General features: G+C 68.2%; 24 protein-coding genes. 17 read left to right on the top strand and 7 right to left on the bottom strand.

Annotated features, from left to right (window positions below; genetic code table 11):
* Positions 1–10 precede the first annotated feature (10 nt).
* The 6 genes from lptC to hprK all read left to right on the top strand — a co-directional run bounded on the left by lptC (position 11) and on the right by hprK (position 4,331).
* Positions 11–640: an LPS export ABC transporter periplasmic protein LptC gene (gene lptC, locus EL288_RS02450; protein ID WP_003815173.1), complete on the top strand. Its 630-nt coding sequence runs from the start codon at positions 11–13 to the stop codon at positions 638–640.
* Complete coding sequence (gene lptA, locus EL288_RS02445) at positions 637–1,257, top strand: lipopolysaccharide transport periplasmic protein LptA (protein ID WP_003815175.1); 621 nt, start codon at positions 637–639, stop codon at positions 1,255–1,257. Before lptC ends, lptA begins: the two co-directional genes overlap by 4 nt.
* Before the next feature lie 31 nt (positions 1,258–1,288).
* Complete coding sequence (gene lptB / locus EL288_RS02440; protein WP_003815177.1) at positions 1,289–2,080, top strand: LPS export ABC transporter ATP-binding protein; 792 nt, start codon at positions 1,289–1,291, stop codon at positions 2,078–2,080.
* Positions 2,081–2,315: 235 nt separating this feature from the next.
* Positions 2,316–2,654, top strand: coding sequence for a ribosome hibernation-promoting factor, HPF/YfiA family (gene hpf / locus EL288_RS02435; RefSeq protein ID WP_003815178.1), 339 nt, complete (start codon positions 2,316–2,318; stop codon positions 2,652–2,654).
* A gap of 276 nt (positions 2,655–2,930) precedes the next feature.
* A complete protein-coding gene (locus tag EL288_RS02430) occupies positions 2,931–3,386 on the top strand; it encodes a PTS sugar transporter subunit IIA (RefSeq protein WP_010929966.1) in 456 nt (151 codons plus the stop codon).
* 18 nt (positions 3,387–3,404) lie between these two features.
* The gene (gene hprK / locus EL288_RS02425; RefSeq protein WP_003815180.1) at positions 3,405–4,331 is read left to right on the top strand and encodes an HPr(Ser) kinase/phosphatase; all 927 of its coding nucleotides are present in this window, start codon (positions 3,405–3,407) and stop codon (positions 4,329–4,331) included.
* Positions 4,332–4,434: 103 nt separating this feature from the next.
* On the opposite strand, the gene EL288_RS02420 is transcribed toward hprK, so the two are convergent.
* Complete coding sequence (locus tag EL288_RS02420) at positions 4,435–5,721, bottom strand: cytochrome c (protein WP_003815181.1); 1,287 nt, start codon at positions 5,719–5,721, stop codon at positions 4,435–4,437.
* 10 nt (positions 5,722–5,731) lie between these two features.
* Positions 5,732–6,484, bottom strand: coding sequence for a c-type cytochrome (locus EL288_RS02415; protein WP_003815182.1), 753 nt, complete (start codon positions 6,482–6,484; stop codon positions 5,732–5,734).
* Between the two features lie 171 nt (positions 6,485–6,655).
* Between EL288_RS02415 and rapZ the strand changes: the two genes are divergently transcribed.
* Together rapZ and EL288_RS02405 are read left to right on the top strand one after the other, a co-directional pair.
* A complete protein-coding gene (rapZ, locus tag EL288_RS02410) occupies positions 6,656–7,528 on the top strand; it encodes an RNase adapter RapZ (protein ID WP_003815183.1) in 873 nt (290 codons plus the stop codon).
* Positions 7,525–8,475 carry a septal ring lytic transglycosylase RlpA family protein gene (locus EL288_RS02405; protein WP_003815184.1) on the top strand — a complete coding sequence of 317 codons (951 nt, stop codon included), beginning with the start codon at positions 7,525–7,527 and terminating at the stop codon, positions 8,473–8,475. Before rapZ ends, EL288_RS02405 begins: the two co-directional genes overlap by 4 nt.
* Here the strand turns inward: EL288_RS02405 and EL288_RS02400 are convergent.
* Entirely contained in the window at positions 8,472–9,044 is a 573-nt protein-coding gene (locus tag EL288_RS02400; RefSeq protein ID WP_003815185.1) for a methylated-DNA--[protein]-cysteine S-methyltransferase, read from the bottom strand. The two genes, EL288_RS02405 and EL288_RS02400, sit on opposite strands and share 4 nt — an antisense overlap.
* Entirely contained in the window at positions 9,041–9,979 is a 939-nt protein-coding gene (rsmI, locus tag EL288_RS02395; RefSeq protein WP_033459014.1) for a 16S rRNA (cytidine(1402)-2'-O)-methyltransferase, read from the bottom strand. Before rsmI ends, EL288_RS02400 begins: the two co-directional genes overlap by 4 nt.
* A 66-nt stretch (positions 9,980–10,045) precedes the next feature.
* On the opposite strand from rsmI, the gene EL288_RS02390 reads away from it, so the two are divergent.
* The 4 genes from EL288_RS02390 to EL288_RS02375 are packed head-to-tail and all read left to right on the top strand — an operon-like array spanning position 10,046 to position 12,409.
* On the top strand, positions 10,046–10,579 hold the full coding sequence (locus EL288_RS02390; protein ID WP_033459016.1) for a YraN family protein: 534 nt from the start codon (positions 10,046–10,048) through the stop codon (positions 10,577–10,579).
* A gap of 8 nt (positions 10,580–10,587) precedes the next feature.
* Entirely contained in the window at positions 10,588–11,181 is a 594-nt protein-coding gene (locus EL288_RS02385) for a phosphoheptose isomerase (RefSeq protein ID WP_033446211.1), read from the top strand.
* Positions 11,178–11,921 carry a BON domain-containing protein gene (locus EL288_RS02380; RefSeq protein WP_003815190.1) on the top strand — a complete coding sequence of 248 codons (744 nt, stop codon included), beginning with the start codon at positions 11,178–11,180 and terminating at the stop codon, positions 11,919–11,921. Before EL288_RS02385 ends, EL288_RS02380 begins: the two co-directional genes overlap by 4 nt.
* Positions 11,918–12,409 carry a peroxiredoxin family protein gene (locus EL288_RS02375; RefSeq protein ID WP_003815191.1) on the top strand — a complete coding sequence of 164 codons (492 nt, stop codon included), beginning with the start codon at positions 11,918–11,920 and terminating at the stop codon, positions 12,407–12,409. The genes EL288_RS02380 and EL288_RS02375 overlap by 4 nt, the downstream gene beginning before the upstream one ends.
* A gap of 156 nt (positions 12,410–12,565) precedes the next feature.
* Here the strand turns inward: EL288_RS02375 and EL288_RS02370 are convergent, their stop codons facing one another.
* Positions 12,566–13,354 carry a MetQ/NlpA family ABC transporter substrate-binding protein gene (locus tag EL288_RS02370; protein ID WP_003815192.1) on the bottom strand — a complete coding sequence of 263 codons (789 nt, stop codon included), beginning with the start codon at positions 13,352–13,354 and terminating at the stop codon, positions 12,566–12,568.
* 261 nt (positions 13,355–13,615) lie between these two features.
* Here EL288_RS02370 and argB point away from each other — a divergent pair, with 261 nt between their 5' ends.
* The 5 genes from argB (at position 13,616) to EL288_RS02345 (ending at position 18,661) form a co-directional block, all read left to right on the top strand.
* Entirely contained in the window at positions 13,616–14,518 is a 903-nt protein-coding gene (argB, locus tag EL288_RS02365; protein WP_003815193.1) for an acetylglutamate kinase, read from the top strand.
* Complete coding sequence (locus EL288_RS02360; RefSeq protein ID WP_003815194.1) at positions 14,518–15,264, top strand: pyrimidine 5'-nucleotidase; 747 nt, start codon at positions 14,518–14,520, stop codon at positions 15,262–15,264. The genes argB and EL288_RS02360 overlap by 1 nt, the downstream gene beginning before the upstream one ends.
* 49 nt (positions 15,265–15,313) lie before the next feature.
* On the top strand, positions 15,314–15,889 hold the full coding sequence (gene slmA, locus EL288_RS02355) for a nucleoid occlusion factor SlmA (protein WP_010927138.1): 576 nt from the start codon (positions 15,314–15,316) through the stop codon (positions 15,887–15,889).
* Between the two features lie 212 nt (positions 15,890–16,101).
* The gene (locus EL288_RS02350) at positions 16,102–17,595 is read left to right on the top strand and encodes a DASS family sodium-coupled anion symporter (protein ID WP_003815196.1); all 1,494 of its coding nucleotides are present in this window, start codon (positions 16,102–16,104) and stop codon (positions 17,593–17,595) included.
* A gap of 10 nt (positions 17,596–17,605) precedes the next feature.
* On the top strand, positions 17,606–18,661 hold the full coding sequence (locus tag EL288_RS02345; protein WP_003815197.1) for an Ldh family oxidoreductase: 1,056 nt from the start codon (positions 17,606–17,608) through the stop codon (positions 18,659–18,661).
* Positions 18,662–18,686: 25 nt separating this feature from the next.
* Here the strand turns inward: EL288_RS02345 and rodA are convergent, their stop codons facing one another.
* Positions 18,687–19,823: a rod shape-determining protein RodA gene (rodA, locus tag EL288_RS02340; protein ID WP_003815198.1), complete on the bottom strand. Its 1,137-nt coding sequence runs from the start codon at positions 19,821–19,823 to the stop codon at positions 18,687–18,689.
* Positions 19,820–21,772 (bottom strand): penicillin-binding protein 2, encoded by a 1,953-nt coding sequence (gene mrdA, locus EL288_RS02335; RefSeq protein WP_003815201.1) that lies wholly within the window; start codon positions 21,770–21,772, stop codon positions 19,820–19,822. Before mrdA ends, rodA begins: the two co-directional genes overlap by 4 nt.
* Between the last annotated feature and the right edge of the window lie 4 nt (positions 21,773–21,776).

Genomic DNA, 21,776 nt, shown 5'->3' with positions numbered 1-21,776 from the left:
GTTATCAGGCATGAAAGAACGCTTTCCCTCGCTGATCGCCTTGTTCCTGCTGCTGGCGCTGGTCGTCGGCACGTGGTGGGCGGCCGACTATGCGCAACGCGCCGTCCAGGTCGATCCGCCGCGCCGGCTGACGCACGAGATGGACTCGTGGGCGCGCAATTTCGTGATGCTGCGCACCGACGTCCAGGGCCGCCCGATCAACCGCCTGGAAGGCGTCTATGTCGAGCACTTCCCCGACGACGACTCCTACCACGTGACCACGCCGCGCGCCATCGGCCAACAGGCCGGCAACCCGATCACCATCGGGGTATCGAAAACCGCCATCATGGAACAGGGCGGCCAGCGCATCGTCATGAACGGCGACGCGCACGTGCACCGGCAGCCCGACGCCCGCAACGAGACGCTGGACGTACGCAGCCAGCAGCTGATCCTGCTGCCCGACGACGACGTGGTGTTCACCGACTTGCCCGCCCAGGTCAACAAGGGCAACTCCCGCATGAACGGCACCGGCATGCATTACAACAACAAGACCCGGCAATTGCGCGTGTCGGCGGCTGCCGACGTCGAAATTGCAGGAACCGAGGGGCGCAAGCGGCAATCCACCGAGACGCCCGCCAACTCCAACCAGAACAAACCATGACCCACCTGAGGCTTTCCCTTGCCCCGCTGCGGTTGTGCAGCATCCTGCTGCTGGCCGCTGCCGGCGCTGCGCAGGCGCAGGCGCAATCCGGCCAGGCCGCGCCGGCCGAAGAGCCGAGCACGCTGATCCTCTCGGACACGCTGCACTACGACGACATCAAGCGCCAGAGCATCTTCACGGGCAACGTCATCCTCACGCGCGGGCTGATGACGCTGACCTCGGACAAGCTGGAAGTCAACGAGGACGCGGCGGGCAACCAGTTCGGGGTCGCCACGGCCGACAAGGGCAAGATCGTCACCATCCGCCAGGACCGTCCCGAGACCTTCGAGCTGATCGAGGGCAAGGGCCTGCGCGCCGAATACGAAAGCAGCAAGAGCCAGTTCGACCTGATCGGCCAGGCCATCGTCACCCGCTACATCTGCGGCAAACCGTTCGACACGATTCGCGGCGACCGGGTGCGCTACAACGAGAAGACCGGCATCTACCAGGCGCAGGGCGGCCCGAACTCATCGGCCGCAGGCGGGCGCGTACGCTCGCTGGCCGAGCCGCGCGCCAAGGCCGACGCCGCGATCGCGGAATGCCGCGCCAAGAAGCAAGCGCCCAAGAAGCCGCAGTGAACCGCGCCTCCCTCTCCTATCACGTTGCACGATGACCGACTCCCACGCCACTCTGTCCACCGCCACCGCTGCCGGCGCCGCCGCCGGCAGCCTGCGCGCCACCGGGCTGCGCAAGACCTACAACGGCCGCACCGTGGTGCAGGATGTCTCGCTGTCGGTGGTCAGCGGCGAAGTGGTGGGCCTGCTCGGGCCCAACGGCGCGGGCAAGACCACCAGCTTCTACATGATCGTCGGCCTGGTTCCGGCCGACTCCGGGCGCATCGAGATCGACGGCTCGAACATCACGTCCATGCCCATCCACAAGCGGGCGCGCATGGGCCTGTCGTACCTGCCCCAGGACGCCTCGGTGTTCCGCCGTCTGACGGTGGAGCAGAACATCCGCGCCGTGCTGGAGCTGCAGCTCGGCCCCAACGGCAAGCCGCTGCCCGAGGCCAGGATCCGCGACAACCTCGAAGCCCTGCTGGAAGAACTGCAGATCGGCCATATCCGCGCCAACACCGCCATTTCGCTGTCCGGCGGCGAACGTCGCCGGGTCGAGATCGCGCGCGCCCTGGCCACCAGCCCGCGCTTCATCCTGCTTGACGAACCCTTCGCCGGGGTCGACCCGATCGCCGTGATCGAGATCCAGCGCATCGTGCGCTTCCTGAAGGGCCGCGGCATCGGCGTGCTGATCACCGACCACAACGTGCGCGAAACCCTGGGCATCTGCGACCGCGCCTACATCATCAGCGAAGGCAAGGTCCTCACCGATGGGCACCCCGACGAGATCGTCGGCGACCCGGCCGTGCGCCGCGTCTATCTGGGCGAGCATTTCCGCATGTAAGCGGGGGCTGCGCCGCGTCCTCTCGGGGAAAGCCCTAAGCCCTGCGCGCGCCCCTCTGGGGCCGCCATCAAACGTACACGATCTTGCGCTAGCGCAACTTGTATTGGCCAATAGAGTCTATACACTAGTACTCAAGGATCCCGCACGCGGATCCACCTGCCCTACAGGAGGACGCCCCCCCATTTACCCGCGCTCATGCGCACCCTTTTTTCTCTTTTCGGAAGGAGAGCAGACTATGAACCTGAGCATCTGCGGTCGTCACCTCGACGTCACCCCGGCAATCCGGGAATATGTCATGAACAAGCTGGCGCGAGTGCTGCGGCATTTCGATCATGTTATCGATACCCAGGTCATGCTTTCGGTAGAGCCCCTGCGGCACAAGGCCGAAATCACCATGCGTCTGCGCGGCAAGGATATCCATTGCGAAGCCGTCGACGAGAACCTCTATGCAGCCATCGATCTACTGGTCGACAAAATAGACCGTCAGGTCATCAAGCACAAAGACAAGGTTCAGAGCCACTCCGCCGAGTCCGCAAAGCGACAAGCCGCTGCGCTGGCCGCGCAGCAACCGTAGTCCCGCGCCTTGCGAACGCTCGTAGCGTGAGCCTGCCCCCATCGTGATCCGGACCACCGGATCCGTTATCGCGACCGATGTCCCAGGAAGTACTCCGCGGGACATCGGCAAGCAAACTCCCCCACCTGTCCCTCAATTGGCCTTCGTCATGCCGCGTTGCATGCATGCGTCCGCCCTCCCATAATTGCCCGGTTCGGACTATGCTTGCGCAGTCCCGGCAGGGCAGGAAAGGCAACGATTTTTTGCACTGCGACATATAACCATATAATGACCCGCATGAATCACTTGTCGCGCATCCTACCCGCCGGCAATGTCGTGCTCGACATGCTCGCCACGAGCAAGAAACGGGCGTTCGAACAGGCCGGCCTACTTTTTGAAAACCATCACGGATTGGCCCGCTCGGTCGTGTTCGATAGCCTGTTCTCGCGTGAGCGGCTGGGCTCGACAGCGCTGGGCCAGGGCGTCGCCGTGCCGCATGGCCGGGTCAAGGGCCTGGACCAGGCGCTGGCCGCGTTCATCCGCCTGGCCCAGCCCATCCCCTTCGACGCGCCCGACGGCCAGCCGGTCTCCATGCTGCTCTGTCTGCTCGTTCCCGAAGCCGCCACGCAACAGCACCTGGACATCCTGGCCGAACTGGCTCAGCTCATGTCCAACAAGCCGCTGCGCGAAGCGCTGGCCAGCGAAACCGACCCGGCCGCGGTGCACCGCATGCTGACCACCGGCCAACTCTGACGCCACGCGAAACTTGCCATGCTTACGGTCCAGGAACTGGTCGACGACAACGCCGACAAAATCCCCTTCAGCTGGATCGCCGGCCATGACGCCGCCGACCGGGCCATCCCCGACGACGGCATGGCCGCCGCCGACCTGGTAGGCCACCTGAACCTGATCCACCCGTCCCGCATCCAGGTGTTCGGCCAGGAAGAACTGGCGTACTACACGCGCTTCGACCTGCGCCGCCGCATGCACCACATGGACGAGCTGCTGATCGGCGGCGTGCCGGCCATCCTGCTGGCAGACGGCCTGACGCCGCCGCAAGACCTGATCGACCAATGCGCGCAGCACCAGGTACCGCTGCTGTCCACGCCCGTGGCGGCCGCCCAGCTGATCGACCTGCTGCGCATCTACCTGGGCAAGAAACTGGCGCCCACCACGACCGTGCACGGCGTCTTCCTCGACGTGCTGGGCCTGGGCGTGCTGATCACCGGCGAATCGGGCCTGGGCAAGAGCGAACTGGCGCTGGAACTGATCTCGCGCGGCCACGGCCTGGTGGCCGACGACGCGGTCGAACTCTCGCGCACCGCCCCCGGCGTGATCGAGGGCCATTGCCCGCAACTGCTGCAGAACCTGCTGGAAGTGCGCGGCCTGGGCCTGCTCGATATCCGCACCATCTTCGGCGAGACCTCGGTGCGCCGCAAGATGCGCCTGAAACTGATCGTGCACCTGGTGCGGGCGACCGCGCAGGACAAGTTCGAGCGCCTGCCGCTGCAGGACATCACCCAGGACATGCTCGGCCTGCCGATCCGCAAAGTCATGCTGCAAGTGGCCGCCGGCCGCAATCTCGCCGTACTGGTCGAAGCCGCCGTACGCAATACCATCCTCAAGCTGCGCGGCATCGACACGCTGGGCGAATTCATGGAACGCCAGGCCATGGCGATCCTGCAAAGCAGCAAGTAACACCACGGTGCCAGTCCCCGCAAGGGGGACAGGCACCGCAAATCTCCATGTGCCTGTCCCCCTTGCGGGGACTGGCACCCAGCCCAGGGCATCGAGCCCCGCCCTACCGCCCCGCTCCGCTCTCCCGCGTGCGTTTCACGTCCAGCGGCGTGACCGCGCCGGCCTGGTTGCCCCAGCTGTTGCGCACGTACGAAACCAGCATGGCGATGTCGTTGTCCGGCAGCGCCTGCGCGAACGGCGGCATGCCATGCGGGCGCGGGTTGGCCGCGGTCGCTGGCGCGAAGCCGCCATCGAGCACCATGCGTATCACGTTGGCCGGTTCGGCAGCGATGACGCTCGGGTTGCCGGCCAGCGCGGGCCAGGCGGGGAAGCTGCCCTTGCCGTCGGCCTGGTGGCACTGCGCGCAATGCTGGCCGTACAGCTTGCCGCCCAGCTCCATCACCGTCGCGGACGGGGCGCCGCGCCTGGCGGGCGGCGGCGCCGCCGCCGGCAAGGACTTGAGGTAGGTGCCGATGGCCAGCGCGTCGTCGCCGCTGAGATACTGCGTGCTGCCCAGCACCACTTCGGCCATGGGGCCGGCCACGGTCGAGTGCGGCGCGATGCCGGTCGTCAGCAGCGCGGCGATGTCCTGCGCGCTCCAGTCGCCCAGGCCGGTGCCCGGCTGGCCGGTCAGCGGCGGCGCGTACCAGCCCAGCCCGTCGATCATGCCTCCGCCCAGCGCCTCGGCGGCGCGGGTGGCCCCCAGGCTGTTGCGCGGCGTATGGCAGGCCGCGCAGTGGCCCAGCCCTTCGGTCAGGTAGCGCCCGCGATTCCACTGCAACGACTGTCCGGGATCGGCCTGCGGCCCGCCCGGCTCGAAATACAGCGCCCGCCACGCCGCCAGCAGCAGGCGCTGGTCGTACGGCGACGCCAGCTCGTGCGGGCGACTGGCCTGGCGCACCGGCTCGACCGTGCGCAGGAAGGCGTACAGCGCATCGGCGTCGGCGCGCGTCATGCGGGTGTATTCGGTGTACGGAAAGGCCGGGTACAGCAGCCGTCCGCCGGGGCCTTTGCCATTGTGCAATGCCTGCCAGAAGTCGTCGGCGCTCCAGCCGCCGATGCCGGTTTCGGCGTCGGGCGTGATGTTCGGTCCATACAGGGTGCCGAACGGCGTGGGAATGGGCGTGCCGCCCGCGTAGGCCTGTCCGCCGCGCGCGGTGTGGCAGGCCATGCAATTGCCGGCCCGCGCCAGGTAGCGCCCTTGCTCGACCAGCTCGTCGGCCGATCCGGTGGCCGGCGCGGCTTGCGGGCCGGCGGGCACGTGGTCGCGGGTGCCCAGCCAATACAGGGTGGCGACGGCGGCCAGCAGGGCCAGGATGGCGACGACGAGGACGCGCTTGATGATCTTCATGGCCGCCTCCTCAATGCCCCGCCTGGCTGCCGCACTCCAGCGGCAGCGTCAGCGAGCCGGCCGGTTGCGGCGTGTACGGATGTCCCACCGGCTGGCCAGCCAGCCAGGCCGACACCGCGCCGATATCCTCGGGCGTCAGCTTGAGCGAGACCTGCGCCATGCAGTCGGGCTCGGCGGCGCGCCGCAGGCCGTTCTGCCAGCTGCCGATCTGCGCCACGAGGTAATCGCGCGGCAGGCCGAGCAGGCCCGGGATGGCCGGCGCGACGCCGGCCAGCGATGCGCCATGGCAGGACGCACAGGAAGGGATCGCGCGGGCCGGGTCGCCCTCGCGCACCAGCAAGCGGCCGCGCTCGACCAGGGCGGCCGAGGCTTCGACGCGCGCCGGCGGCGGATAGGGCACGTCCTGGCCGGCGAAGTATGCCGCCATCTCGCGCAGATACGCATCGGGCAGGCCGTTGAGCAGATGCGCCATGGGCGGATACTGGCGCCGGGCATCGCGAAAATTCAGCAACTGGTGGTACAGATAATCCTGCGGCTTGCCCGCCAGGCGCGGATAGTAGCCGTCGGGGCCGGCGCGGCCCTGTTCGCCATGGCAGGCCGTACAGGCGGCGACCCGGGCGGCCATGGTGTCGGGCCGCAGCGCGGCCTCGCCCTGGGCCACGGCCTGGGACATCGCCAGCATGCCCGCGGCTGCGGCCAGCACGCCACACGCGGCGCGCCAGGCTCGCATTGCAATACGCAAATCGGATTTGAAGGCTAACATCGGACTGTCGAAGTTGACGCGGGCCCGGCCCGCCGGAACGTCGGCCGCTTGGCCGACTGCCAGGATACCCGCCTGCCCGCCATCGGGACAGGCGCAGATCCGGCAGCCGAGACCATAGCAGATGCCGGCCGGCGCGCACGGGCGATCGAATTCCATGCCACAATCACAGCCATGTTGAGAGTCGTCCTTATTACCGGCATTTCCGGCTCCGGCAAGTCGGTCGCCCTGCGCCTGCTCGAAGATGCGGGGTTCACCTGCATCGACAACCTGCCGGTGCGCTTTCTGGCCGAATTCATCGCCAATGCCCGCGATGACGCCATGGAACGGGTCGCCGTCGCCATCGACGTGCGCTCACCCGGCGAGCTGGCCGAACTGCCCGATGTCATCACCGCCTCGCGCGCCATGGGCACCAGCCTGAGCGTGATCTTCCTCGACGCCAACACCGACACGCTGGTGCAGCGCTATTCCGAGTCGCGGCGCCGCCACCCGCTGACCGACCGCCTGGCGCGCGGCGGCAAGACCCCGTCGCTGGCCGAGTGCATCGCGCTGGAACGCGAGCTGATGGCGCCGCTGCGCGACCAGGAACACGTCATCGACACCTCGGATCTCACGCCGGGCCAGTTGCGCGCCTGGATCCGCGACCTGATCCAGGCCGACCGGCCGCCGCTGGTGCTGACTTTCGAATCGTTCGCCTACAAGCGCGGCGTGCCCAGCGACGCGGACCTGATGTTCGACGTGCGCTGCCTGCCCAACCCCTACTACGACCGCACCCTGCGCCCCCTGACCGGCCGCGACGAACCGGTGGCCACCTGGCTGGGCGGCTTCGATATCGTGACCCAGATGATCGACGATATCGCCGCGTTCATCCGCCGCTGGCTGCCCCAGTACACGCAGGACACGCGCAACTACCTCACCGTCGCCATCGGCTGCACGGGCGGGCAGCACCGCTCGGTATACGTGGTCGAGCAACTGGCGCGGCGCTTCTCCGACCACGACCCGCTGCTGGTGCGCCACCGCACCCAACTGCCCGACGACCCCGCATGATCCGTTCGCGTCCGCTTGCCCTCCTGTCGACACTGCTGCTGGCGCTGGCCATCGCAGGCTGCTCCACGCCAGGCAAGAAACGCGGCGGCTACTACAAGGACGACGGCCCCGACGCCAACCCGCCGTCCAACCTCGACAACGTGCCCGACGCGACGCCGCGCCTCGAACCGCTGGCCAGCGGCCCGAACCGGCCCTATGTGGTGTTCGGCAAGCGCTATGTGCCCGACACCAGCGAACGCCCGTTTCGCCAGCAGGGCCTGGCCTCCTGGTACGGCAAGAAGTTCCATGGCAACTCGACCTCCAACGGCGAGTCGTACGACATGTACGCCATGACGGCGGCGCATCCGACGATGCCGATTCCCAGCTACGCGCGCGTCACCAGCAAGATCAACGGGCGCACGGTCATCGTGCGGGTCAATGACCGCGGACCGTTCCACAGCGACCGCATCATGGACCTGTCCTATGTGGCGGCCCACAAGCTGGGCATCATCGGCCCGGGCAGCGGGCCCGTCACGGTCGAGCGCATCCTGCCTGCCGAGATCCTCGCCATGAATGGCGGCGCGGCGGCGCCACGGCCCGGGCCCGCCTCGGCCACCGGACCGCTGCCCGTTGCCGCGCCCAGCGCGGCCGCCGCCGTCGAGCTGCACCCCGCGACCCAGCTCGCCTCGAACGCGCCGACGCCGCCGCGCCCGGCCACGGGCGCGGGCAGCGGCATCTACCTGCAACTGGGCGCCTTCAGCCAGCCGGCCAACGCCGAATCGCTGGTCAGCCGCATCAACGGGCAACTGGATCCGGCCAGCGGCATTCCGCCGGCGGTGGTCGAGCAGGCCAACAACCTGTATCGCGTACGCATCGGCCCCTACGCCACGCGCGAAGCGGCGCTGGGCGCGGTGCAGCCGGTGGCCGACCGCACCGGCATCCTGCCCAGCCTCAGCGCCACGCCCTAGGCCGCGCCGAAAGGCAGTTCCATCTGCGTGGTGGAAACCCGGCGCGCACGGGCGGCGCGGCTCAGGTAGCGGTGTCCCTCGTGGGCCAGCAGCGCCTGCTTGCGCGGCAGCCCGCCGCCAAACCCCGTCAGCGATGTGTCATGGCCGATGATGCGGTGGCAGGGGATCAGGATGGAAATCGGATTCCTGCCCACCGCGCCGGCCACGGCGCGGGCCGCCTTGGGCCGGCCGACGCGCCGCGCCAGCTCGCCATAGCTGATGGTCGCGCCGAAAGGCAGTTCCAGCAGCGCCTGCCAGACCTGGCGCTGGAATGGCGTGCCCTCGGGCTGCATGTCCACCTCGAAAGCGCGCCGCCGGCCCGCGAACCATTGCTCCAGCTCGGCGGCCGCCTGCCGCAACGCCGGGTGCGCGGCGTCCGGCGTCCAACCCGCGGCGGCAGGGCAATCGCGCTGGTCGACGAACCAGGCGCCGCACAGCGCCTGCCCGCGCGCGGCCAGCCGCATCGGCCCCAGCGGCGTATCGGTGTCGCAATAGAGGATATCCGTGGCCTGTTCGCTGGGCGGATTCATGGCTGCTCCTTGCGCGCCAGCGCCCGTGCATACAGCACATCGCGCGCCAGGCCGGTCACCTTGGCGGCCACCCGCGCGGCATCGCGCACCGACAGCGACTCCAGCAGCGCGTCGAGCAGCGCATCGGTACGCGGGTCGGCCGGATCGGCCTCGTCGTCCTGGGCGCCCGGCGCCTGGTGCACGATCAGCACGAATTCGCCCTGGCCGCGGTGCGCGTCGGCGGCCAGCCAGTCCGCCGCCTCGCCCAGCGGCATCGTGGCGATTTCCTCGAAGCGCTTGGTCAGCTCGCGGGCCACGGTCAACAGCCGGGCCGGGCCGCCGGCCTCGCGCAGGTCGGCCAGCGTGGCGGCCAGCCGATGCGGCGACTCGAACATCACCACCGGCGCCGGCAGCGCGCACCACTGGCGCAGCCAGCGCTGGCGCGCCACCGCCTTGGCGGGCGGGAAGCCGGCGAACGCGAACGCCGGATTCTCGTCCGAGGTCGCTCCGCTGCCCATCAGCGCCGCAATCACGGCGCTGGGGCCGGGCACCGGCACCACGGCGTAGCCCGCCTCGCGCACCGCGCGCACGATGCGCGCGCCCGGATCGCTGACCGCCGGCGCGCCGGCGTCGGACACCAGCGCCACGCGCTGGCCCTGGGCCAACCGTTCGCAGATCGCCTGGGCAGCGCTGGCCTCGTTGTGGCGGTGCGCCGCCATCAGCGGCGTGCTCACGCCCCAGGCGTCCAGCAGCGTGCGGCTGGCGCGCGTATCTTCGGCCGCGATCACGTCGGCGCGCACCAGCGCCTGCCACGCGCGCAGGCCCAGGTCGCCGAGGTTGCCGATGGGCGTGGCGATCACGTACAAGGTGGCCGCCGGCCAGTGCTGCGCGGCCACCCGGTCGGCCACCCGGCTCCAGGCGTCGCCCGGGGTCGGCGATAGGACATCTTGATTCATTGCATGGTGCTGCGACGGTGAAAACTGTGCCAGTGTAGCCCTGCACCGCCCCTCGCGACGACCGCCATGACCGACACCGCCACCCACCTGGCCTTCGCCCGCGCCGCCCAGGCCCAGCGCCGCCTGCATCGCCGTCCGCCGGCCTCGCCGCGCGCAAGCCCCGGCGCCCGCGACGGCGGCTCGCCCACGCAGCGCCGCGGACAGGCTTACGAAAGCGCCGCCCTGCGCTGGCTGGCAAGGCAGGGCCTGCGGCCGCTGGCGCGCAACCTGCGCTGCCGCGCCGGCGAAATCGACCTCGCCATGCGCGACGGCGAAGTACTGGTACTGGTCGAAGTGCGGGCGCGCGCCCACGCCGGCTACGGCGGCGCGGCGGCCAGCATCGGCGCGTCCAAGCAGGGCCGCCTGGCGCGCGCGGCGGCCTTGCTGCTGCCCGTGCTGCTGCGCCGCTACTGGCCCGGCGCGCCGCCGCCGGTGCGCTTCGACGTCGTGGCCTTCGAGGCCGGCCGGCCGCACTGGCTGCGCGGCGCCTTCTGGCTGGCCGAGCATGCCCCCGCGCAGGGGCGCCGCGGGCAGGATGCGCAGGGCTGGCGCGTGAGATAATGCGCGCCATGGATATGACCTCTCGCATGACGTCGCACTTTCGCGATGCGATGGCGCTCTGCGAACAAAGCGCGGACGCGCTGGCCGCCCCCCTGGCAGCCGCGGTAGACCTGCTTTTCGCAGCCCTGGCCAACAACGGCAGGATTCTGGCATGCGGCAACGGCGGCTCGGCCGCCGATGCCCAGCATTTCATCGCCGAACTGGTGGGCCGCTTCGAGCGCGAACGCCTGCCCCTGGCCGGCATCGCCCTCAATACCGACACCTCCATCATGACGGCGGTGGGCAACGACTACGGATTCGACGAGATCTTCGAGCGGCAGGTCCATGCGCTGGGCCAGCCCGGCGACGTGCTGGTGGCGATCTCGACCAGCGGCAATTCGCCCAATGTGGTGCGCGCCATGGAAACCGCGCGCGAACGCGAAATGCATGTCATCGCGCTGACCGGCAAGGGCGGCGGGGTCATGGGGGAACTCATCACCCCGCACGACGTCCATCTCTGTGTGCCGCACGATCGCACCATGCGTATCCAGGAAGTCCATATCATCTTGCTGCACGCCCTGTGCGACGGCATAGACGCCCTTCTACTAGGAGACACCGAATGATGCCCGACGCCAAAACCGCCGCCCGTCCCCTGCTGCTGGCCGCCGCCCTCTCGGCCGCGGCGCTCACGCTGTCGGCCTGCGCCCCGCTGGTCATCGGCGGCGCGGCAGCCACCACCGCGGTCGTCGTCACCGACCGGCGCACCTCCGGCGTCCAGCTCGAAGACCAGAACATCGCCTTCAAGGCCGAAAGCCAGATCGCGCAGAAGCTGGGCAACACCGCCCGCGTCAATGCCATGGTGTACGGCGGCCACGTGCTGCTGACGGGCGACGCCCCGACCGAAGAGGCCAAGGCGCAGGCCACCGCCATCGCCCAGTCGATCGAGAACGTCAAGGCGGTCACCAACCAGCTGACGGTCGGCCCGGCGGCCGATTTCAGCACCCGCTCCAACGACACCTGGCTGACCTCGAAGGTCAAGACGGCCCTGATCAACACCAAGTACGTGCCTTCCGGCACCATTTCGGTGACGACCTCGCGCGGCGTGGTCTACCTGATGGGCAAGGTCACCCAGGCCGAGGGCGACTACGCCGCCAACGCGGCCGCGGGCGTGGGCGGCGTGGCCCGGGTCGTCAAGCTGTTCGAGACCATCAGCCGCGAAGAGGCCATCCGCCTGTCGGGTTCGGGAACCAAATCCGGCGAGGGCTCGTCTGATGGTACGGCCGCGCAGAAGGCGCCGATCGAATCCGGCGCCGCACCGGCGGGCAGCGGTAGCAACGGCGTCGAAGCCATACCCATCAAATGAAGAAAATCGCGCTTGTCCTGATCATTGCGGTGGCCGCCGGCATTGGCGGCTGGTTCATGTGGCGTCCGGCCCAGACCGCGCCGGATGTCGCCTTCACCACGCTCGAAGGCCAGAAAATCACCATGCAGGACCTGCGCGGCAAGGTCGTGCTGGTGAAGTTCTGGGCCACCAGTTGCGTCACCTGCGTCAAGCAGATGCCCGACAACATCGCCAACTACAACCAGTACCACCCGCAAGGCTACGAGACCATCGCGGTCGCGATGAACTACGACCCGCCCAATTACGTGCTGAACTTCGCGCAAACGCGCAAGCTGCCGTTCCCCGTGGCGCTGGACACCAGCGGCGAGCTGGCCCAGGCGTTCGGCAACGTCCGCCTCACGCCCACGGCCTTCCTCATCGACAAGCAAGGCCAGATCATCAAGCGCTACCTGGGCGAGTACGACAAGGCCGAATTCCAGGCCACGGTGCAAAAGGCGCTGGCAGGGTAAGCGGCGGGGCCGGGTACTGGTGCCTGTCCCCGCGGGGACAGATACCGTCTTGGCCGTCAAGCGTTCTGGCGTATGACGGGGTGCCTGTCCCCGCGGGGACAGGCACCCAGAATTCCGCGGGTGCCAGTCCCCATGCAGGGACAGGCACCCAAAGGATCAGAAGGCCGGGACGACCGCGCCCTTGTACTTCTCGATGATGAACTTGCGCACCGCTTCCGAATGCAGGGCGTTGACCAGCTTCTTCACCGCCGGGGCGTCCTTGTTGTCGGGACGGGCGGCCACCAGGTTGGCGTAGGGCGAGTCGGCGCCTTCGATGAACAGGGCGTCGCGCGTGGGCACCAGGCCCGCTTCCAGCGCGTAGTTGGTGTTGATCAGCGCGAGGTCCAGGTCATCGAGCGAACGCGGCAGCATGGCGGCTTCCAGTTCGCGGAACTTCAGCTTCTTGGGGTTCTCGGCGATGTCGATCGGGGTGGCGACGATGTTGGACGGGTCCTTCAGCTTGAGCAGCCCCTGCTTCTGCAGCAGCAGCAAGGCGCGCCCGCTGTTGGAGGGATCGTTCGGGATGGCGATGGTGGCGCCGTCCTTGAGCTCAGCCAAACTCTTGATTTTCTTCGAATAACCGCCAAAGGGCTCGACATGGACCAGGCCCACCGACACGAGGTTGGTCTTGCGGTCCTTGTTGAAGGTGTCCAGGTACGGCTGGTGCTGGAAGAAATTGGCGTCGAGCTGCTTGTCGGCCAGCTGCAGGTTGGGCTGGACGTAGTCGGTGAACACCTTGATGTCCAGCTCCACGCCTTCCTTGGCCAGGGCCGGCTTGACGACCTCGAGGATCTCGGCGTGCGGCACCTGGGTGGCGCCAACGACCAGTTTTTCCGCCTGGGCGGCGCCGCCGGCCAGCAGGAAGGCCGACGCCAGCAGGGCCGACCGGACAAAGTTCATACGCATATGTAGCCTCTTGATGGGTGGTTCGCGGGCCTCGGCCCCGGCCGGATGCCGGCCTGGCGCGCGGAAAATGGCGCCGCCGTTGCAAAAACGCCCCCAAATGTACCTGAATGAAGGCTATTTGTCGGGCATATGGACATGGGTTGGCCGCATAAGGCCGCAGCGAATACTACAATCGGCCGTAGGCTTGGCGCTGCCCTCCGTGGCCCGGCGCCTGGCTGTCCTTTCATCCTACTTTTATATTCAGTCCGTATATTTGTTGCCATGACCGACACCCCCGACCCTGCCGCCGTCCTGTCTCCCGCTGTCAAAGCGGCCGTGCTGTCCGAAGCCCTGCCGTATATCCGACGATTCCACGGCAAGACCATCGTGGTGAAGTACGGCGGCAACGCGATGACGGAAGAACGGTTGCAGCGCAGCTTCGCCCACGACGTGGTGCTGCTCAAGCTGGTCGGCCTGAACCCGGTGGTGGTGCACGGCGGCGGACCGCAGATCGACGACGCGCTGCGCCGCATCGGCAAGCAGGGCACCTTCGTGCAAGGCATGCGGGTGACCGACGCCGAAACCATGGAAGTGGTCGAATGGGTGCTGGGCGGACAGGTCCAGCAGGACATCGTCATGATGATCAACGAGGTCGGCGGCAAGGCCGTCGGCCTGACCGGCAAGGATGGCATGCTCATCCAGGCCACCAAGAAGCTGATGGTCAACAAGGACGACCCCAGCCAGCCGCTGGATATCGGGTTCGTCGGCGACATCACGCGCGTCGAGCCGGCGGTGGTCAAGGCGCTGCAGGATGACCAGTTCATCCCGGTGATCTCCCCGATCGGCTACGGCGAGGACGGCACCGCGTACAACATCAACGCCGACGTGGTCGCCGGCAAGATGGCCGAGGTGCTGGGCGCCGAGAAGCTGCTGATGATGACCAACACGCCGGGCGTGCTGGACAAGGGCGGCAAGCTGCTGCGCAGCCTGTCGGCCCAGACCATCGATGAACTGTTCGCCGACGGCACGATCTCGGGCGGCATGCTGCCCAAGATCTCGTCGTCGCTGGACGCGGCCAAGAATGGCGTGAATTCGGTGCACATCGTCGACGGCCGCGTGCCGCACTGCCTGCTGCTGGAAATCCTCACCGACCAGGGCGTGGGCACGATGATCAGCTCGCATTGATGCAGGCGCGCCGGTATCTGCTGCGGCCGGCGGCGCGCCTGCGCCGCTCGCGCCGCATCGCCACGGCCGCGCCCGAGCGCCTGTGGCTGTTCGACCTCGACAACACGCTGCACGACACCTCGCACGCCATCTTCCCGCTCATCGACCGCGGCATGACCGAGGCGGTGGCCGAGACGCTGGCCGTGGACGAAGCCACCGCCAACCGGCTGCGCGCCGAGTACTGGCGGCGCTATGGCGCCACCGTCATCGGCCTGGTGCGCCATCATGGCGTGGACGCCGACGCGTTCCTGCATCGCAGCCACAACTTCGAGGTCGCGCCGCTGGTGCGCGCCGAAACCGCCCTGGCCGACAAGCTGCGCCGGCTGCCGGGCCGCAAGGTGCTGCTGACCAACGCGCCGCTGCACTATGCCCGCGCGGTGCTGCGCCACCTGGGGCTGCTGCGGCAATTCGACAGCATATGGGCCATCGAACAGATGCGCATGCATGGCCAGTTCCGGCCCAAGCCATCGGATGCCTTGCTGCGCTACGTGCTGGCGCGCGAGGGCGTGCCGGCGGCGCGCGCCGTGCTGATCGAAGACACGCTGGACAACCTGCGCAGCGCGCGGCGCGTCGGCCTGCGCACCGTGCACGTATTCCATCCGGGAACCCCGTTCGCCCGCGGCCATCGCCAACGCCCTGGCTATGTGGACTTGCGGGTAAACTCGGTCAGTGATTTGCTGTTGCGTCGTCGCCCGCTGCGCGGCTGACGACGGGTTCCCTACTCCACCTCCTGTCAGCCTGCCCCTAGGCCCTTCCATGGCGAGCAAACCCGGCGAGAGAAAGACCCAGATCCTGCATACGCTTGCGGAGATGCTCGAACAACCGCACGCCGCACGCATCACCACCTCGGCCCTGGCCGCGCGCATGCAGGTGTCCGAGGCCGCCCTGTACCGCCATTTCGCCAGCAAGGCGCAGATGTTCGAAGGGCTGATCGAGTTCATCGAAACCAGCATCTTCACGGTGGTCAACCAGATCGCCGTCTCCGAGCCCTATGGCATGGGCCAGGCGCGCAAGACCGTCGCCATGCTGCTGGCGTTCGCCGAGCGCAATCGCGGCATCACCCGCGTACTGACCGGCGACGCGCTGGTGACCGAGGACAACCGGCTGCAGGAGCGCATCAACCACATCAACGACCGCATCGAGGCCTCGCTCAAGCAGTGCCTGCGGGTGGCGGTGTCCGACGGCGCGCTGCCGGCCGACGCCAATATCGCGGCCCATGCCAGCCTGCTGACGCACCTGGTGCTGGGCCGCTGGCTGCGCTATGCGCAAAGCGGCTGGCGCGTCGCCCCCACAACCCACCTGGAGGAACATCTGCGGCTGGCGCTGGGCTGAGTCGCGGCTTACACGGCGTTCGGCGCAATCGCGCGGTGACGCCGGCCATGGCCCGAGGCGTACTGGCTTGCCGCGGGCAGAGGGCGGCCAGCATAATGCCAACGCCCCTTCGCCACAAGCGCAACAAAACGTTGCCTTGATGCACATCAATACGGGTTTTCCGCAGTTCTGTCACGATTGTTGCGTAAATCTGACCTCAACCGGAGAAGCAAATGACTGCGCCAGCCGCTGTCCCTGCCCCGCAATCCCCCCCGAAAGTCAAGATACCGATAGGTCTGATCGCCGGCATCATCGCCATGGTGGTGGTGCTGCTGCTGCCGCTGCCGGCCGAGCTGCCGCCGGCCGGCCACCGCATGCTTGCCATCCTGGCCTTCGCGGTGGTGGTGTGGATCACGGAGGCCGTCTCGTACGAAGCCAGCGCCATCATGATCACCACCCTGATGGCGTTCCTGCTGGGCACGGCGCCCAACGTCAAGAATCCCGACGTGCTCTATGGCACGTCGGCCGCCATCAGCATGGCGCTGACCGGATTCTCCAACTCGGCGCTGGCGCTGGTCACCGGCGCCCTGTTCATCGCCGCCGCCATGACCTTCACCGGGCTGGACAAGCGCATCGCCCTGGTGACGCTGGCCCGGGTGGGCACCAGCACGCGGCGCATCCTGCTCGGCGCCATCGCGGTCACCATTGTGCTCAGCCTGGTCGTGCCCAGCGCCACCGCGCGTAGCGCCGCCGTCGTGCCCATCATGCTGGGCGTGATCGCCGCCTTCGGCGTGGACAAGCGCTCCAACATCGCCGCCGGCATCATGATCATCGTGGCCCAGGCCACCAGCATCTGGAACGTCGGCATCCAGACCGCCGCCGCGCAGAACCTGCTGACCGTCGGCTTCATGGACAAGATGCTGGGCGAACGCGTGGCGTGGTCCGACTGGCTGATCGCCGGCGTGCCCTGGTCGTTGCTGATGTCCGCGGTGCTGATCTTCGTGGTGCTCAGGCTGCTGCCGCCCGAAAGCGATGCCATCGCCGGCGGCAAGGAGGCCGTCGAAGCCTCGCTGCGCGAACTCGGCCCCATGACCTCGGCGCAAAAACGCCTGATGCTGGTCTCGATCATGCTGCTGCTGTTCTGGTCCACCGAGGGCAAGTTGCACAAGTTCGACACGACCTCCACCACCTACTTCGGCCTGGTGCTGCTGATGCTGCCGCGCTTTGGCGTCATGACCTGGAAAGACGTGCAGACGCGCATTCCGTGGGGCACGGTGATCGTGTTCGGCGTGGGCATCAGCCTGGGCACGGCCCTGCTGACCACCCAGGCCGGCCAATGGCTGGGCGCCCAGGTCGTGGCGCATACCGGCCTGGACCATCTCGGCCCGCTCGGCATCTTCGCCATCCTGTCGGCCTTCCTGATCCTCATCCACCTCGGCTTTGCCAGCGCCACCGCGCTGACCTCGGCGATGCTGCCCATCCTCATCGCGGTGCTGCAGACGCTGCCGGGCGATTTCAACCGCCTGGGCATGACCATGCTGCTCGGCTTCGTGGTGAGCTACGGTTTCATCCTGCCGATCAACGCGCCGCAGAACATGGTGGCCCTGGGCACCGAAACCTTCACCGCCAAGCAGTTCGCCAAGGTCGGCATCGTGCTGACCATCGTGGGCTACCTGCTCATGCTGCTGATGAGCGTCACGTACTGGCGCTGGCTGGGCTGGATGTAAGGAGCGCGCCATGAAACTCTCGATTGCCCAGGCCATCGCGTTCGGCCAGCGCCTGCTGGCCGCCCAGGGGGTGCCGGACGACATCGCCCGCGACGTCGCCGAGCACCTGGTCGAGTCGGACCGCGTCGGCTACACCAGCCACGGCCTGTCCATCCTGCCCAATTACCGCCGCGTGCTGGCCGAAGGCTTCGTCAAGGCCGACGGCCGCGCCAGGCTGCTCAACGACCGCGGCGCCATGCTGGCCTTCGACGGCGACAACGGCTTCGGCCAGCACGTCGGCAAGGCGGTCATGCAGCAGGCCATCGAGCGGGCCCGCCAGTACGGCCAGTGCATCGTCACGCTGCGCCGCACGCACCACCTGGGGCGCATGGGCTACTACGGCGAAATGGCCGCCGAAGCCGGACTGATCCTGCTGGCGTTCACCAACGTCGTCAACCGCCCGCCCACGGTGGCGCCTTACGGCGGCGCGCAGGCCTGCCTGACCACCAACCCGCTGTGCTTCGCCGGCCCGCTGCCGGGCGGCCGCCCGCCCTTCCTGGTGGACATGGCCACCAGCTCGATCGCGGTCAACAAGGCGCGCGTGCTGGCGGCCAGGGGCGAGCCGGCCCCCGACGGCGCGCTGATCGACGCGCAGGGCAACCCGACCAACGACCCGAACGCGCTGTTCGCCGACCCGCCCGGCGCGCTGCTGCCGTTCGGCGGCCACAAGGGCTACGCCATGGGCCTGGTCGCCGAGCTGCTGGCGGGCGTGCTGTCGGGCGGCGGCACCATCCAGCCGGAACATCCCCGCAATGGCGTGGCGACCAACAACATGTTCGCCATCCTGCTGGACCCGCAAGTGGATTTCAACGCCGATTGGCGCACCCAGGAAGTCGGCGCCTTCATCGACTACCTGCATGCGTGTCCGCCGCAACCCGGCGTGGACCGCGTGCAGTATCCGGGCGAATACGAGGCGATGAACCGCGCGCGCCATGCCGAGGCCATCGAGTTCGAAGGCGCCATCTGGGACAGCCTGGCCAAGCTGGCGCAGGACCTGGGCGCGGCCGACGCCCTGCCGCGCGCCTGAAGCCGCCCCTTCCCCGGCCGCCGCCTCAGGCCGGCGCGGGGCGGCGGCGGCTGATGCTCATGAGGATGCCGCAGGCAATGCCCATGGTCAGCAAGGCGGTGCCGCCATAGCTCATGAAAGGCAGCGGCACCCCCACCACCGGCAGGATGCCGGTCACCATGCCGACGTTCACGAACACGTAGATGAACATCATCATCGTGATGGCGCCGGCCAGCAGGCGGCCGAACTGCGACGAGGCCCGCGAGGCGATCGCCAGGCCGCGCGCCATGAACAGGCCGTACAGCACCAGCAGCGCCACTCCGCCATACAGGCCGAACTCCTCGGCGTACACGGCGAAGATGAAGTCGGTGGTGCGCTCGGGGATGAAGTCCAGGTGTGTCTGCGTGCCCTGCATGTAGCCCTTGCCGTACAGGCCGCCCGACCCCACCGCGATCATGGACTGGATCGTATGGAAGCCCTTGCCCAGCGGATCCGAGCTGGGATTGAGCAGGGTGCAGACGCGGTGCTTCTGGTAGTCGTGCAGCACCACCCAGTCGACCTCCGGCTCGCACAGCTGGTCTTCGTAGTAGATCAGCGTGCCGATGGCGATGATGCCGGCCAGCAGGCAGGGCACCAGCAGCTTGAACGACAGGCCCGCGAAATAGATGACGAAGAATCCCGCGCCGAACACCAGCAGCGCGGTGCCCAGGTCGGGCTGCAGCACGATCAGGACGAACGGCGCGGCCAGCATCGCGGCGGCCACGAAGAAGTCGCGGATCCGCACTGCCCCGTCGTGGCGCTGGAAGTACCAGGCCAGCATCATGGGCACGGCGATCTTCATCATCTCGGACGGCTGGATGCGCGTGACGCCCAGGTTGAGCCAGCGCGTCGCGCCCTTGCTGGTCTCGCCGAAGAACTCCACTCCCAGCAGCAGGATCACGCCCAGCACATAGAAGGGCAACGCCAGCTTCATCAGCGTATTGGGCGGCACCAGCGCCATCGCCCACATGGCCGCGAAGGCGATCAGGAAATTGCGCGACTGCTCGGCGAAGCGCCAATCGGTGCTGCCTACCGCCGAATGCATGACGGTCAGCCCCAACAGGGTGAACAGGATCAGTATCAGCAGCAGCGGCCAGTCGAAAGCGGTGAACACGCGCAGCAGGATCAGGCCCAGGCGTTTCATTGGCGGCGCTCCTGCATGGGGCCATCGGTGGCGCCCAGTTCCAGGGCGGCGGCCTCGGGCTCGGCGGCGACCGGCTTGGCGCCGGCCCGCACCACCGACGGCGCGTCGGCCCGGCCGAGCCAATTATCGAACAGGGTGCGCGCGATGGGCGCCGCGGCGCTGGCCCCCCAGCCGGCGTTCTCCACGATCAGGGCCACGGCGATGCGCGGCTGCTCGACCGGCGCGAACCCCATGAACAAGGCGTGGTCCCGCAAGCGCTCGTCGATGGCGCTGGCGCGATACTGGCCGCCGCGCAGGCTGAACACCTGCGCGGTGCCGGTCTTGCCGGCGGCCTGGTAGGGCGCGCCGGCGAAGGCGCGCCGCGCCGTGCCGGCGCGCACCACGTCCGCCATGGCGCGCTTGATCACGTCGACGTTCTCCTGCTTGAGCGGGATGCGGTAGTCGGGCGCAATCTCGGTCGGGTTGACCGAGCCCGAGCGCGAGTCGCGAATCGCGTGCACCAGGTGCGGACGCCGATACAGGCCGCTGTTGGCCAGGGTCGAGGTGGCCTGCGCCAATTGCAGCAGCGTGAACGAGTTGTAGCCCTGCCCGACCGCCACGGAAATCGTTTCGCCGGCATACCAGCGCTGGCGATCGCGATCCTTGTAGGCCTTGCGCTTCCATTCGGTGGACGGCAGCACCCCGGCCTTCTCGCCCTCCAGGTCGATGCCGGTGATCTGTCCGAAACCGAACTGCTTGGAAAAATCGTGCAGCGCGTTCACGCCGATCTCGGGGCCGAGCGAATAGAAATAGGTATCGGACGACACCACGATGGCGCGGTGCATGTCCGTCATGCCATAGGCGGCGCCGCCGGCGTTGCGGAATTTCTGGCCGCCGAACTCGAAATAGCCCGGATCGGGCATGCGGTCGGTGGCGCGCCGCTTGCCCAGCTCCAGCGCGGCCAGGGCCACGAACGGCTTGTAGGTCGAGCCGATGGGATAGGTGCCGTACAGCGGCCGGTTGATCAGCGGATGGTCGGGCGACTCGTTCAGGCGGCGCCAATTCTCGACGTCGATGCCGTCGACGAACAGGTTGGGATCGAACGAGGGTTGCGAAACGAACGCCAGGACTTCGCCGGTATCGGGATCGAGCGCCACCAGCGCGCCGCGCCGCCCCTCGAAGGCCTGTTCCGCCAGCTTCTGCAGCTCCAGGTCGATCGACAGCATGATGTCCGAGCCCGGCACCGGGTCGATGCGGCGCAAGGTGCGCATGGGGCGTCCGCCGGCCGTGACCTCGACCTCTTCCAGGCCGGTGCGGCCATGCAGGGCGGCTTCCCAGGTTTTCTCGATGCCCTTCTTGCCGATGACGTCGGTGCCGCGGTAGTTGCCCAGCTGGCCGGCCTTGTCCAGCTCTTCGATGTCGTTCTCGGCGATCCGGCCGATGAAGCCGACCACGTGCGCCGCGGCCTCGCCCTGCGGATATTCGCGCACCCAGCGCGCACGCAGCTCGACGCCCGGGAACTCGAACGAATGCGCCGAGAACCAGGCGGCCTCGGTGTCGTTGAGGTTGTTGCGCAGCTGCAGGCTGGCATAGCGGCTGGATTCGCCCACCCGGCGCTTGAAGCGGCGTTGGTCGGACGGGCTGATGTACACGACCCGCGCCAGGCGATCGAACAGCTGGTCCAGGTTGCCGGCCTGGGCCGGCACGACCTCCAGGGTATAGGTGCGATAGTTGCGCGCCAGGACTTCGCCGTTGCGGTCCAGGATCTCGCCTCGCCGCGGCGGGATGGGCACGACGGCGATACGGTTCCTGTCCGCCCGCTCGGAAAACCCCTCGTAGCGGTCGACCTGCAGGTACCAGAACCGGCCCGCCAGCACGCCGAAGCAGGCCAGCGCGAACAGGCCGCCCACCCAGGCGCGCAGGCGAAAGCGCTGCTTCTGCTGCTGGCCGGTTTTCTTGAATTCGAACATGCGT

The sequence above is a fragment of the Bordetella bronchiseptica genome, assembly GCF_900636925.1.
Classification (GTDB): domain Bacteria; phylum Pseudomonadota; class Gammaproteobacteria; order Burkholderiales; family Burkholderiaceae_B; genus Bordetella; species Bordetella pertussis.
Note: the sequence above shows the minus strand (reverse complement) of the source record. Positions and strands in the feature narration are given on the sequence as shown.

Excerpts from the sequence above, each read along its gene's own strand:
- lptC (WP_003815173.1), top strand. The coding sequence starts at position 11 with ATGAAAGAACGCTTTCCCTCGCTGATCGCCTTGTTCCTGCTGCTGGCG.
- lptA (WP_003815175.1), top strand. The coding sequence starts at position 637 with ATGACCCACCTGAGGCTTTCCCTTGCCCCGCTGCGGTTGTGCAGCATC.
- lptB (WP_003815177.1), top strand. The coding sequence starts at position 1,289 with ATGACCGACTCCCACGCCACTCTGTCCACCGCCACCGCTGCCGGCGCC.
- hpf (WP_003815178.1), top strand. The coding sequence starts at position 2,316 with ATGAACCTGAGCATCTGCGGTCGTCACCTCGACGTCACCCCGGCAATC.
- EL288_RS02430 (WP_010929966.1), top strand. The coding sequence starts at position 2,931 with ATGAATCACTTGTCGCGCATCCTACCCGCCGGCAATGTCGTGCTCGAC.
- hprK (WP_003815180.1), top strand. The coding sequence starts at position 3,405 with ATGCTTACGGTCCAGGAACTGGTCGACGACAACGCCGACAAAATCCCC.
- EL288_RS02420 (WP_003815181.1), bottom strand. The coding sequence starts at position 5,721 with ATGAAGATCATCAAGCGCGTCCTCGTCGTCGCCATCCTGGCCCTGCTG.
- EL288_RS02415 (WP_003815182.1), bottom strand. The coding sequence starts at position 6,484 with ATGTTAGCCTTCAAATCCGATTTGCGTATTGCAATGCGAGCCTGGCGC.
- rapZ (WP_003815183.1), top strand. The coding sequence starts at position 6,656 with ATGTTGAGAGTCGTCCTTATTACCGGCATTTCCGGCTCCGGCAAGTCG.
- EL288_RS02405 (WP_003815184.1), top strand. The coding sequence starts at position 7,525 with ATGATCCGTTCGCGTCCGCTTGCCCTCCTGTCGACACTGCTGCTGGCG.
- EL288_RS02400 (WP_003815185.1), bottom strand. The coding sequence starts at position 9,044 with ATGAATCCGCCCAGCGAACAGGCCACGGATATCCTCTATTGCGACACC.
- rsmI (WP_033459014.1), bottom strand. The coding sequence starts at position 9,979 with ATGAATCAAGATGTCCTATCGCCGACCCCGGGCGACGCCTGGAGCCGG.
- EL288_RS02390 (WP_033459016.1), top strand. The coding sequence starts at position 10,046 with ATGACCGACACCGCCACCCACCTGGCCTTCGCCCGCGCCGCCCAGGCC.
- EL288_RS02385 (WP_033446211.1), top strand. The coding sequence starts at position 10,588 with ATGGATATGACCTCTCGCATGACGTCGCACTTTCGCGATGCGATGGCG.
- EL288_RS02380 (WP_003815190.1), top strand. The coding sequence starts at position 11,178 with ATGATGCCCGACGCCAAAACCGCCGCCCGTCCCCTGCTGCTGGCCGCC.
- EL288_RS02375 (WP_003815191.1), top strand. The coding sequence starts at position 11,918 with ATGAAGAAAATCGCGCTTGTCCTGATCATTGCGGTGGCCGCCGGCATT.
- EL288_RS02370 (WP_003815192.1), bottom strand. The coding sequence starts at position 13,354 with ATGCGTATGAACTTTGTCCGGTCGGCCCTGCTGGCGTCGGCCTTCCTG.
- argB (WP_003815193.1), top strand. The coding sequence starts at position 13,616 with ATGACCGACACCCCCGACCCTGCCGCCGTCCTGTCTCCCGCTGTCAAA.
- EL288_RS02360 (WP_003815194.1), top strand. The coding sequence starts at position 14,518 with ATGCAGGCGCGCCGGTATCTGCTGCGGCCGGCGGCGCGCCTGCGCCGC.
- slmA (WP_010927138.1), top strand. The coding sequence starts at position 15,314 with ATGGCGAGCAAACCCGGCGAGAGAAAGACCCAGATCCTGCATACGCTT.
- EL288_RS02350 (WP_003815196.1), top strand. The coding sequence starts at position 16,102 with ATGACTGCGCCAGCCGCTGTCCCTGCCCCGCAATCCCCCCCGAAAGTC.
- EL288_RS02345 (WP_003815197.1), top strand. The coding sequence starts at position 17,606 with ATGAAACTCTCGATTGCCCAGGCCATCGCGTTCGGCCAGCGCCTGCTG.
- rodA (WP_003815198.1), bottom strand. The coding sequence starts at position 19,823 with ATGAAACGCCTGGGCCTGATCCTGCTGCGCGTGTTCACCGCTTTCGAC.
- mrdA (WP_003815201.1), bottom strand. The coding sequence starts at position 21,772 with ATGTTCGAATTCAAGAAAACCGGCCAGCAGCAGAAGCAGCGCTTTCGC.